This is a genomic window from Lentimicrobium sp. S6 (genome assembly GCF_013166635.1).
Classification (GTDB): Bacteria; Bacteroidota; Bacteroidia; order Bacteroidales; family UBA12170; genus UBA12170.
In genome coordinates this window covers 19,725-32,335 of the sequence record NZ_JABKBZ010000016.1, presented here as the reverse complement: position 1 = coordinate 32,335, position 12,611 = coordinate 19,725, and the positions used below count along the sequence as shown (strand labels likewise).

The 12,611-nt window shown below is 34.9% G+C and carries 10 protein-coding genes; 4 read left to right on the top strand and 6 right to left on the bottom strand.

Features of this window, described 5'->3' with window-relative positions; all coding sequences use genetic code 11:
- Positions 1–76: 76 nt before the first annotated feature.
- Positions 77–1,606: a glutamine-hydrolyzing GMP synthase gene (guaA, locus tag HNS40_RS07660; protein WP_172279351.1), complete on the top strand. Its 1,530-nt coding sequence runs from the start codon at positions 77–79 to the stop codon at positions 1,604–1,606.
- A gap of 96 nt (positions 1,607–1,702) precedes the next feature.
- Here guaA and dnaE read toward each other — a convergent pair whose 3' ends face one another.
- From dnaE to HNS40_RS07640, 4 genes are all read right to left on the bottom strand, one after another.
- Positions 1,703–6,064 carry a DNA polymerase III subunit alpha gene (gene dnaE / locus HNS40_RS07655; RefSeq protein ID WP_172279349.1) on the bottom strand — a complete coding sequence of 1,454 codons (4,362 nt, stop codon included), beginning with the start codon at positions 6,062–6,064 and terminating at the stop codon, positions 1,703–1,705.
- 156 nt (positions 6,065–6,220) lie between these two features.
- A complete protein-coding gene (locus HNS40_RS07650) occupies positions 6,221–6,568 on the bottom strand; it encodes a T9SS type A sorting domain-containing protein (protein ID WP_172279347.1) in 348 nt (115 codons plus the stop codon).
- A 357-nt stretch (positions 6,569–6,925) separates the two neighbouring features.
- Positions 6,926–7,243, bottom strand: coding sequence for an antibiotic biosynthesis monooxygenase (locus HNS40_RS07645; protein WP_172279345.1), 318 nt, complete (start codon positions 7,241–7,243; stop codon positions 6,926–6,928).
- Positions 7,244–7,582 (bottom strand): tRNA-binding protein, encoded by a 339-nt coding sequence (locus HNS40_RS07640; RefSeq protein ID WP_172279343.1) that lies wholly within the window; start codon positions 7,580–7,582, stop codon positions 7,244–7,246.
- 159 nt (positions 7,583–7,741) lie between these two features.
- Here HNS40_RS07640 and HNS40_RS07635 point away from each other — a divergent pair, with 159 nt between their 5' ends.
- Positions 7,742–8,206, top strand: a complete 465-nt coding sequence (locus tag HNS40_RS07635; RefSeq protein WP_172279342.1) for an SRPBCC family protein — start codon at positions 7,742–7,744, stop codon at positions 8,204–8,206.
- A 204-nt stretch (positions 8,207–8,410) separates the two neighbouring features.
- Positions 8,411–9,010 carry a hypothetical protein gene (locus HNS40_RS07630; protein ID WP_172279340.1) on the top strand — a complete coding sequence of 200 codons (600 nt, stop codon included), beginning with the start codon at positions 8,411–8,413 and terminating at the stop codon, positions 9,008–9,010.
- Positions 9,011–9,023: 13 nt separating this feature from the next.
- Here the strand turns inward: HNS40_RS07630 and HNS40_RS07625 are convergent, their stop codons facing one another.
- On the bottom strand, positions 9,024–9,608 hold the full coding sequence (locus HNS40_RS07625) for a TetR/AcrR family transcriptional regulator (RefSeq protein WP_172279338.1): 585 nt from the start codon (positions 9,606–9,608) through the stop codon (positions 9,024–9,026).
- 121 nt (positions 9,609–9,729) lie between these two features.
- On the bottom strand, positions 9,730–11,232 hold the full coding sequence (locus HNS40_RS07620; protein ID WP_172279336.1) for a DASS family sodium-coupled anion symporter: 1,503 nt from the start codon (positions 11,230–11,232) through the stop codon (positions 9,730–9,732).
- A 200-nt stretch (positions 11,233–11,432) separates the two neighbouring features.
- Between HNS40_RS07620 and arcC the strand changes: the two genes are divergently transcribed.
- A complete protein-coding gene (gene arcC, locus HNS40_RS07615) occupies positions 11,433–12,377 on the top strand; it encodes a carbamate kinase (RefSeq protein ID WP_172279334.1) in 945 nt (314 codons plus the stop codon).
- Positions 12,378–12,611 lie beyond the last annotated feature (234 nt).

Here is a 12,611-nt window from a genome sequence, read left to right as displayed (position 1 = left end):
AGAGTCCATCAATAAGCCCCAATAATTAGCATTTTTTATCATCATTTTTTCAATTACATTTTATACTTTTGCAGCCATGGAAGAAATGATATTAATACTTGATTTTGGCTCACAGTATACTCAGCTTATTGCTCGAAGAATCAGAGAGTTAAATGTTTATTGCGAAATACATCCTTATAATAAAATTCCAGAAATGGGTTCTCATATTAAAGGTGTAATTTTATCAGGAAGTCCTTTTTCTGTAAGAGATGAGGATGCTCCAAAACCTGATTTAAGTGCCATCAGAAAAACATTCCCACTATTGGGCGTGTGCTATGGTGCACAGCTTTTATCTCAATACGATGGTGGAGAAGTGATGCCATCTGAAATTAGAGAGTATGGTAGAGCTAACCTTTCTTATATTGATGATACTCATGAGTTGGTGAAAGGAATGACCAATGGAAGTCAAGTATGGATGTCGCATGGTGATACCATCTTAAATATTCCAAAAGATTTTGAAATTATTGCCTCTACTCATGATGTGAAGGTTGCTGGTTATCATATAAAAGGTGAGCAAACCTATGGTATTCAATTCCATCCTGAGGTTTATCACTCTGTAGAAGGAGCCAAGCTATTACAGAATTTCATTGTAGATGTTTGTGGTTTATCACAATCATGGACTCCAGATTCTTTTGTTGATATCACTGTTGCAGAGCTTAAGGAAACTTTAGGGGACGATAAAGTAGTGCTAGGATTGTCTGGAGGAGTTGATTCTTCGGTAGCAGCACTTTTATTGCACAAAGCTATTGGCAAAAATCTTCACTGTATTTTCGTTGATAATGGTTTATTGAGAAAGAACGAGTTTGAAGAAGTTCTAGAATCATATAAACACATGGGACTGAATGTGAAAGGCGTGGATTCTGCCGATAGATTCTATAAATCATTAGAAGGTTTAACCGATCCTGAAGGCAAAAGAAAAGCTATTGGCAAAACTTTTATAGAAGTATTTGATGATGAAGCTCACCTTATTCAAGATGTGAAATGGTTGGCACAAGGTACTATATATCCTGATATCATTGAATCGGTTAGTGTAAAAGGCCCATCAGCAACTATCAAATCTCACCATAATGTGGGGGGCTTACCTGATTATATGAAGTTAAAAATAGTGGAGCCATTAAAAACTCTTTTCAAAGATGAAGTGAGAAGAGTAGGACGAGCTATGGAAATGAAATCTGAATTACTCAAACGTCATCCTTTCCCAGGTCCTGGTTTAGGAATTCGAATTCTTGGAGATGTTACTCCGGAAAAAGTGAGAATTCTTCAAGAGGTAGATCATATCTTTATTCAAGGCTTGAAAGACAATGGTCTTTATGATATGGTTTGGCAAGCAGGAGCCATGTTCCTTCCTATCCAATCGGTAGGAGTTATGGGTGATGAAAGAACTTACGAGAATGTTGTTGCCTTAAGAGCTGTTTCATCAACAGATGGAATGACAGCCGATTGGTCACATCTACCATTTGAGTTTTTAGCCAAGGTTTCCAACGATGTGATAAATAAAGTTAAAGGAGTAAATAGAGTCGTTTACGATATCAGTTCCAAACCACCTGCTACCATTGAGTGGGAATAGAAAAAACAAAAAACAGCCTTGTATTTTAATTCAAGGCTGTTTTTTTTCTTAAAGGATAAGTATTTATTATAGATAATATAAAAAGATATCGCGCAATTACTTCACCAACCGAATACTTAATTCTTCATTATCTTTTAGCGCATTGATAAAATGCTTAGAGTTTACTTTAGTAGGAATATTCATATGTAATATCTCATTATTTTCATCGATAACTTGCACATTGATGGGCGTTTTGCCACCACCGGTTTCAATAACAGTATTCAGATTATCTATCAATTGAGAAGATACATTATGTAATTTGATGCTAAGGTCAATTCTCCTTACATATTTCTCCATCACTTCAGATAACAGTTCTATAGCATTGATTTTGAGTTCAAACTCATCACGCCAACGGGGTTTTTCTGGAGCTACTTTTAAAAGAACATATTGGTCTTTTCTACTCAAAATACTCTTGTATTTCTCGAAATTTTCGCCAAACATATTGATTTCCAATGAACCTGTATAATCCTCCACAGTGAATCTACCAAATGGCTTTCCTGTTTTGGTCATCATCGTGGTGCTAGCAGGGATAGAGATAATACCTGCTATGGTATATGGCTTGTCTCTAAGTAGCTTCAGCTCATCGGTTTCAGGCTTTTTACCATCTTTGTCCTTTTCGGTATTCATCACAATTTGATTCAGCCTTTCCATCACAGCATTGAAGCTTTTGATATCGCTATTGCAAAATTGCTTAAGTTCCATACTATAAGTATCTAGAGGATGGCCAGATAGATAAAATCCTACCACATCATTTTCCCTTTTTAATGATTCGAGTTGTGACCAAGGTTCAGTCTCTGGAATTTCTGGATCAGGCAATTCTACAGAGCCTAAGTCTCCAAATAAACTTCCTTGATTAGAGTTTTGTTCCGCTTGAAACTTATGTCCATATTGAATGATTTTCTCTAAAAAAGTTGAGCCATTTTCCATATGGAAGAAGACATGACGTGGTGTTTTCTCAAAACTATCGAAAGCACCGGCATAGACCATAGATTCTAAACTCTTCTTGTTAACTGAACGAAGGTTAACTCGTTTGACCATGCCAAAAATACCTTTATACTTGCCATTTTCTCTGCGTTCCTCTATAATCATATCGGCAGCAGCACCTCCAACTCCTTTGATGGCATTTAATCCAAAGCGAATATCTCCATCTTTATTAACTGCAAAATTAGTTCCTGATTCATTAATGTCTGGACCTAAAACCTTAAATCCTTGATTTCTGCAATCATCGATAAAGAATGTCACTTTCTCAATATCACTCATATTATTACTCAGTACAGCGGCCATAAATTCAGCTGGATAATGGGCTTTTAAATATGCCGTTTGATAAGAAACATAGGAATAACAAGTGGCATGAGATTTATTGAAAGCATATTTAGCAAAAGCTTCCCAGTCACCCCAAATTTTATTGATAAGTTTGTCTGGATTCTTTTTTGTCTCCGTACATTCCTTCATGAATCGCTCATTAGCTTTACAACCTTCAATAAATAATACTTTCAACTCATCCATCATGGCTTTAATCTTCTTACCCATGGCTTTACGGAGTGAATCGGATTGTCCACGAGTAAAATTAGCCAGCTGGCGAGAAAGAAGCATCACCTGTTCTTGGTAAACTGTGATACCATAGGTTTCTTCCAGGTATTCTTTCATCATTGGAAGATCGTATTCAATGGGTTCTAAACCATTTTTTCGCTTTACAAAACTAGGAATATATTCTAAAGGACCAGGACGATAGAGCGCATTCATAGCAATCAAATCCTCAAAACGAGTGGGCTTTAATTCCTTAAGATACTTTTTCATTCCAGCCGACTCAAACTGGAATAACCCGGTAGTATCGCCATCAGAATATAATTGGTAGGTCTTTTCATCTTCCAAGTTTACATTCTCAATATCTATTTCAACACCTTTCGATTCTTTGATATTCTCAACGGCATGCTTAATAATGGTCAGAGTTTTTAAACCCAAAAAATCCATCTTTAATAAACCAATATCCTCAACATGCTTTCCATCATACTGAGTTACATATTTTAATTCTGAATCTTTTGCAGTACTAATAGGAACATAATTCTCTAAATCTTCTTTGCCAATAATAACACCACAAGCATGAACACCAGTATTTCTAACTGAGCCCTCCAATACTTCGGCATATTTTAATACATCGGCAGCCTCGCCTTTTCCTCTTTTTATATTATTCAGTTCAGGAACTTCTTTAAAAGCATCCTTTAATGAAATACCCGGTCGAGTTGGTACAAGTTTTTGGAGTAACATGGTTTCTGATAGTGGATATTGCTGTACTCTACCCACATCTCGAATAGCTGATTTTGCTGCCAAACTACCGAATGTCACAATGTGAGCTACTCGTTTCTCACCATATTTATTCACTACCCATTCCATGATTCTTCCTCTACCTTCATCATCGAAATCGATATCGATATCGGGCATGGACACACGATCAGGATTCAGGAATCTCTCAAACAGTAGATTATATTTTACAGGATCTATTTCTGTGATACGAAGAGAATAGGCCACAGCAGAACCAGCAGCAGAGCCACGACCGGGACCCACTACAACTCCCATATTTCTTGCTGCAACCAAAAAATCCCAGACAATAAGGAAATAGCCAGGGAATCCCATCTTTTTGATAGTTTCCAGTTCAAAATCTAAGCGCTCAATGAGTTCTTCTGTTAGAACTGCTCCCCAACGAATATGTGCTCCTTCATAAACAATATGCCTGAGATATTCATTTTCATCGGTAAAACCCTCAGGAAGAGTAAAGTCAGGCATGATAGGCTTGGAGTTCAGAGGGTAATTCTCCACCTTATCAACTATTTCTTGAGTATGAGCAATGCACTCAGGATGATCCTTAAATAGTTCAATCATCTCTTTCTGAGTTTTGAACCATTCTTGACCTGAATACCTAAGACGGCTTGGATCATCAATGTTTTTTCCAGTACTGATACAGATTAATCGATCTTGAGCTCCAGAATCTTCTTTATTTACAAAATGGACATCATTGGTGGCAACTACTTTGATTCCGTATTTATGGCCCATTTCCAAAAGTTTCTGATTAACAAAAACCTGGTCTTCATATACTTTACTATCTAATTCTGGATCTCCTGACTGATGCCTTTGGAGTTCGAGGTAAAAATCTTCGCCAAATAAATCTTTATACCAAAGGGCAGCTTTTTCTGCTTCTCCTTGGCTTTCATTCATCAGTTTTTGATTCACTTCACCGCCTAAACAAGCTGAAAGAGCAATTAATCCTTCTGAATTCTGACTTAATAATTCTTTATCTATACGTGGTTTGTAATAATTTCCTTCTAACCAAGACAGACTCACCATTCTCATCAAGTTCTGATAGCCAGCTCTATTTTTTGCCAATAACACCAAATGCCAACCGCTACCGTCAATTTTGGCTTCTTTTCGGTGCATTCCTCTTCGTGCCACATAAACTTCACAGCCTAAAATTGGCTTTAAACCTTTTCCGGTTAGTATTTTGTGAAATGTTTTTACTCCGAACATATTACCATGATCGGTAATGGCAACAGCTTCCATTCCATCATTTAAAGCTTTTTCTGCTAAACGGGGAATAGAAGTCGCTCCATCTAGGATAGAGTATGGGGTATGTAAGTGTAAATGTGAATATTTTAGCTCTCCAGTAAGGATAGTCTTGGTCTTTACAGTACCTTTTTCTAATTCAGTTTGAATACTGATTTCTGGGGAGTCTGATTCATCTAGATCAACTGCATCATAGGGTTGAGTATTTAAACCTATAGCTTGGATAGTATTTGGGTTTGCCAGTTGAAAAGCCTCAAATTGTTCTTCAGAAAAATGCAATTTCCCTGCTTCAATAACTTTGAGTCGAACAAGTTCGAGAAAACAACGAGCGGTGGCTTCCACATCGGCAGCAGCATTATGTGCCATATCGAAGGCTTCCCCAAATAATTTCTCATGGAGTTCGCCAAGTTTGGGCCATTTAAACTTTCCTCCTTTTCCACCAGGAATAGCACAATAATTTGTCGATTCATTTTTAGTATCTAAACTGGTACGCTCAAAAAGGGGAGTATCGATGTCTTTCCTATGAAACTCAGCCCCAATGATATTATTATCAAATTCAATATTATGGCCAACAACAAAAGTAGTTTTCTTAAGCGTCTCGTTAAACTCATCCAAGACCATACTTAAGGCAACTCCCTGTTTTTCTGCTCTTTCAGTGGTGATACCATGTACCTTAACTACAGCATAGGGGATTTCATATCCTTCAGGTTTAATGATGTAGTTTTTAACTTCCACCAATTGGCCTTTATCATCATGCAATTGCCAAGAAATTTGGACCATACGTGGCCAATTATCCGAATTGGTGATAGGTGCATTATAATCCTTAGGTAAACCAGTGGTTTCAGTATCGTAAATTAAAAACATAGAACAGAATTAGGTTGAAAATGAGCCTTCAAAAATACCCAAAAACAACATAAGTATCTGGCTTGTTAATAATTTATATGTGACAGAAAACTAGTTATTTAGTATCATTGTTAATAAGTTGGACTAAATGTGAAAAACTGAAAGCTTTGGTCCATCTTATCGCACGATAAATTTATAGTTAACAGATTGAATATTTTCTATTAGTCTTAATAGATAGATTCCGTTTTCTATATATCCAATATTAATTTGAGTTTCATTAAAGCTTGAGTGTTGAATATACCCACTTCTAACCAACTTACCAGCAGCATTTAGAATCTGATAATTGGTTTCTTTGGATAAGTTCTCCGCTCTGATGTTAAAGACTCCTTCATTTGGATTAGGATAGATGATGTAGATATCTTTATCCAATTCTGAAATTCCAAAAGCATCTTTAGGATATAAATGTAAGACGAAAGTGTCAGACCAACTTTCCTCATTGGTGGTGATGATAAATACAAAAGACACATCTTTCTCTATACAGTTTTCATTAATTGTAAACTCATATCCGCCATTGCTCCATACTTCTCCATCTGAAATGATATCATTATATGTTTTGTGATCACTTGTAATAGTAATATCTAGATCGCTACAGATAATGACCGCAGAAACTCAGCTAGCCGTTTCAACCCCAGAATTAAAAATGCTTACTGGCATTACAATATTTTCTCCACCTTCTGCAATTTCATCAATATCAAAGCCATCAGGAGCAAAGGCATGAGTGTTTTAAATCAGGTGAGGTTCTCCTGTAAATGGTTTAATGATATATTGGGAATATGCCTTGGAGGTAAAAAATACAAATACGCTAAAAAGTAAATAGAGATTTTATTTAAGATTTGTATAATCTCTTTCTACCTTACATACCCTAATTCTATATGACTCATACCACTTTTCTTTGCCCAATTTTTGAGCTATGATATGATCGGTTTGCAGCTTCCAGTTTTTGATAGATTCCTCATCTTTCCAATAGGAAACCGTTATACCTATTTCTTCTCTTGCAGATTCAATTCCCAAGAATCCATCTTGTTTTTCAGCTAGTTCTAGCATTTTATTAGCCATTATTTCATATCCATCAGTTGAGGCATTCATAATAGAAGTAAATATAACTGCGTAATAGGGAGGTTGATGAGTTTTTGCTATCATTTATCCAATTTTTAATCCGTTTTTCACTTTTTTATCTGCACTTAACAAAACAACTTCGCCATTTTCTTCATAGATACCTAAAACCAAACACTCACTTTTAATCCCTGCAATTCTTTTTGGCGGGAAATTTACAACTGCAATTATTTGTTTACCTATGAGATCATTTGTTTGGTAATGAACAGTTATCTGAGCAGATGAGGTTTTAATACCCCATTCTCCAAAGTCAATTTCCAAAACGAAAGCTGGCTTTTTAGCTTTCTGCAAAACATCAACTGATAGAATAGTACCTACTCTAATATTTACCTTTTCAAAATCTGACCAATTAATTGTTTCATCCATAACTTTAAGTTTCAAAACAAAGATAGTAGGATACTAAATAATTCTAGAAAAATATATAAAACTCTTTTTTGTTATTTATTTCGCAAAAATCCTCAACAAGATTAATGATAGTTCTTAATATATTATTTTTGACCTTAAATATTAATTATAAAAACGATTATGGCTTTCTATCAGTTTTATAGAGAACAAATGATTAGCGCTAGCATTGATGAGGTTTGGGATTTTATTTCATCCCCACAAAATTTGAAGAAAATTACTCCAAAAGAAATGGGTTTTGATATTAGAACTAAAGACCTTCCAAATAGAATATATGAAGGAATGATTATAAGTTATACTGTGAAGCCAATATTAGGAATTAAGACCAATTGGGTGACAGAAATAACTCATGTAAAAGACAAAGAGTATTTTGTGGATGAGCAAAGGATTGGACCTTATTCTATGTGGCACCATCAGCATATGATAAAAAAGCAAGGCAATCATGTGATAATGAAAGACATTGATAGTTATCAACCTCCATTTGGTTTTTTAGGTGCAATGGCCAATAAAATGATCATTGAGAATAAGTTGAATGAGATTTTTGATTACAGAACTCAGGTTCTCAATAAACTATTCCCAAGCCATTAACCTTATTTAGATTTCCATCTATATTGTTTCAAATTCCCCACTTTTTTGAGTAATAATTATTCACTAAAAAATTTTATTTTACCCATGAATTATAGGATTGGTTTCATATTTATTATTGCCATATTTTTTTCCTCTTGCCATTTGATAAGAGGTCCCCTAGATGCTTCCGTTAAAAAGAGCATGACATTCCATGAAAATTTTGACATGCAAAATCATTTCGATAATTACTGGGAAGATGACTCTATGAATAGTCCAAGCTCATACTATCTAGAGGATGGTCATTTGAAGATAATGACTAGACCGCAAACTAAAGATAGGGTGAAGGTAAAATCGAAAAGGAGTGATTTTGGACAGGGTACTTATGAGTGGAGAATCTTTGTGCCAAACTTCAATTTAAACGACCAATGTAATATTGGAGCTTTTTTGTATCATTCTGGAGAGATGGAATATGAGCTGGATTTTGAAGTTGGATCAGGAACAAGGAAACATCGTAATGATTTATCAGCAAACCCAAATGAAGTGATAGTATATTGTACTTCTCAAAATAAACCACATCATTCAGAACGTTTTTTAATTGAATCGGAAAAGTGGCACCTTTTTAAAATGACTTTGGAAAAAGGTAGAAGAGGACATTACTTAGTGAAATGGTATATCAATGATATTTTGGTCAAAACTTTACAAACCAAGATCAAAACCAAAATCACTTTTTCAGTACACAATAGTCTTGAAAATTTGTCATTTGTGGGGGAGCAACTACCGATAAGAAAGAATGAGGTCCTCTTTGATAGTTTTGATTTTGAATAAGAAAGGTTGTGTTTTATCCACGTCTCATAATTCCATAAAAAAGAATCTTCAAAACATAATCCACTCGTCTTTCTAAATTCTTTTTTGCTCCTTTAATCAAGAGAGGAGCCTCCAAACCCTTTATGGCTGTTACCAATGCAATAGCGGCAATCTCAGTATCTTGAATATTAAACTCTCTACTTTTTACCCCTTCCGATAATATGCTTTGTAAAATACTGATTTCCTTTTGATGATATTTGTTTTGAAGTTTTTCAATAAAATCCATGTTTCGAATAAAATTATTCTCCAGCACATCATAGAAATTAGATAATTCTCTAATTTTATTTAATCGAGTAAATACATAGAGTCTGAATTTTTCCTTGGCAGGAATGGGTTGGTCTATTTTACGCATAATATCATCAAATAGCAAACCAGATTCCGTTTCTACCACTGCTTCATAAATCTCTTCCTTACTTTTAAAATAATAGTAGATACTACTTTTGCCTTTTTGAGCTCCTTCAGCTATATCATCCATTGTAGTTTTTTTATAACCATATTTAGCAAAAACGGCTCTGGCTACATCTATAATTTTCTCGCGTACTTTGGTTTTATTGCCCATTAAATTTGAATATTTAAAATTTCGACTAAAAGAGTAAAGAGTTCTAATAATGCAAATATATTTATAATAATTAATGCAGCAGCACTTTAGATGGATTAATTTAAGATTAATTTGCCTTGAATTAATTTACAATGGCCCATTCTGGAAAATTCAACATATCCTGACTAAACGCAAAAGAGCCGAAGAAGTAAACCCATAAACTCACAATAATCACAGCAATAATATTAATTAAGAAACCTGTTCTAATCATATCCTTTATCTGAATTCTATTTGTTCCAAAGACAATGGCATTTGGTGGCGTGGCAACTGGTAGCATAAAGGCTAGTGATGCAGCTAATGTAGCAGGCAACATAAACAATAGAGGATTGATTTGGATACTCACGGCCAAGCCTGCTAATATGGGTAATAGCATCTCAGTAGTAGCAGTATTCGAAGTTAGTTCTGTTAAAAAAGACATGAGTAATGTGATGATAATAACCACAAATAGTGGAGGATAGGAACTGACCCAGCTTAATGATTCTCCAAACCACATGGATAATCCTGATTCTGTAAACCCACTAGCTAAAGCAAAGCCTCCACCAAATAAAAGTACAATTCTCCAAGGAAGTTTAGCTATTACATCGCTCTCTAATATTCTATGCTGTCCTTTTTTAGTCGGAATAAGAAAAAGTGTACTCGACAATAATATGGCTATGGTTCCGTCATTAATAAAAGAAGGTTCGGGAAATAATTCACTCCAACCCGGTATGCTGAATCCTCCCAAATTGATACCACTATGGGTAATCCATAATAAGGCCATGCTTACAAAAATGGTAAAAACTACTTTTTCTTCAAAACTCGATTTCCCTAACTTTTTATATTCTGTTTTAAATACTTCTTTGGAAGTATTATTCCAATCCTTACCAGGATGGTATAAATACAATAGCCAAAAAAAGATGATGATAAAAAGAACAATAGTTAGGGGTAAGGCAAATATAAACCATGAGATGAAGTTGATTTCTGGAGCTAGTGGAAATATAATATTATATATTCTACTGAAGGATAGATTTGGAGGAGTACCCACCAATGTAGCAATGCCACCAATACTAGCAGAATAGGCTATTCCAAGTAATAAGGCAATCTGAAATTTACCTTTTAATTTATCTAATTTCAATCCATGAATAACAGATAATACAATAGGAATCATCATCATGCTAGTAGCTGTGTTCGACATCCACATACTTAAAAAAGCAGTGGCAAGCATAAAACCAAATAAGATATTCGCTGGTTTATTTCCCACTTTCATCAGTATTTTTAATGCTATTCGTTTATGTAAATTCCATTTCTCCATGGCCAAAGCCACCAAAAAACCACCAATAAATAAAAAGATGACATGATTAAAATAGGTCGAAGAAACTGTTTTCCCATTCATAATACCAAAGAGAGGAAATAATCCCACTGGCAAAAGGCTAGTTACAGAAATCGGAACAGCCTGTGTAATCCACCAAACAGCCATTAAAACAGCAACTGAAAGGGTATAGGTTACGACTCTGTTTTCAGGATCTAGGTCGAAAAATAAAACAATAATCGCCAAAATGGGACCTAATAAAAGGCCTATGGTCTTGGCATTTAGCTTTTTTTTCATATTTAAATGTGTTTTTGCTTAACAAACATAAGTAATAAGTTGCAGAAAAACAATGGTTTAGCTTTCATAAAAATAGAATAACTATTAATATACTAGTAAAAACACTCAATTATAGGCCTAAAGCATTGCTTGCTATTAAATTTTTATATATTCGCTCTCTTTTTCTATAAGAATATAATATAACATTTAAGAATTTAAATATGAACAAATTAGCTGTTATTGCCTTTGGAGGCAACGCACTTCTCAGAAGTGGTCAGAAAGGTACCATTTCAGAGCAAGAAAGTAATGTTTATGAGACTTGTTCTCATTTGGTTGATTTGATTAAAGCCGGTTACGATATCGTTATTGGCCACGGAAATGGACCTCAAGTTGGTAATGTATTACTACAACACGAAGGTGGTGAGAAAGTTTTCGGTGTACCTAAATTGCCTATAGATGTTGCTGTTGCTGAAACACAAGGTTCTATTGGATATATGATAGAGCAGCAAATGAGAAACGTGTTGTATAAAGAAGATTTAGAACGCGACATCATTACAATTATAACCCAAGTATTGGTAGATAAAGATGACCAAGCTTTTCAGAATCCAACCAAACCTATTGGTCCTTATTATACAAAAGAAGAATCAGAAAAGATTAATAAGGAAAATGGTTCTCAATTCCATGAAGATCCAAGAGGTCGTGGATGGCGAAAAGTTGTAGCTTCCCCTCGTCCAGTGCGCATTAACAATAGGAAGTCTATTGAGAAATTGGCAAGGGATGGTCAGATTGTTGTTGCTGTTGGTGGGGGAGGAATTCCTGTCTTCTATGCTGAACGCCAAAAGTTAGAAGGTATTGATGCTGTTATCGATAAAGATTTAGCTTGTAGTATGCTTGCTGCTCAAATTAGAGCTGACGAATTTTATATTCTAACAGATATTCCTCAGGTTTATATTAATTTTAATACTCCTGAACAAAAAGCTCTTGATAGAATTACTGTAAAACAAGCCAAGCAGTATTTGGCAGAAGGCCATTTTGCTGAAGGTAGCATGGCTCCAAAAGTTAGAGCAGCTGTTGAATTTGTAGAGAATGGTGGAAAACGTTGTATTATTACCACTGCTAACGAACTTGGAAAACCTGATTCGGGAACAAGAATTGTACTGAACTAGGAATAAAAAACTATACTATAAAAAAGCCGATAGGGGAAACCTTATCGGCTTTTTTGTGTTTACATATGTAAGCTACAAGATATGATTAGGGAGCGATACAGATGTAACGCACTGTATTATCCAGTATTTTCACGAAATTATTGTTTAGCTAAGTAAAAAGCTCAAAATAGGACTGAATAAATATTTATCACCGTTTATGATACAGTATTCCTGATATTTACATTAGTTATTTAT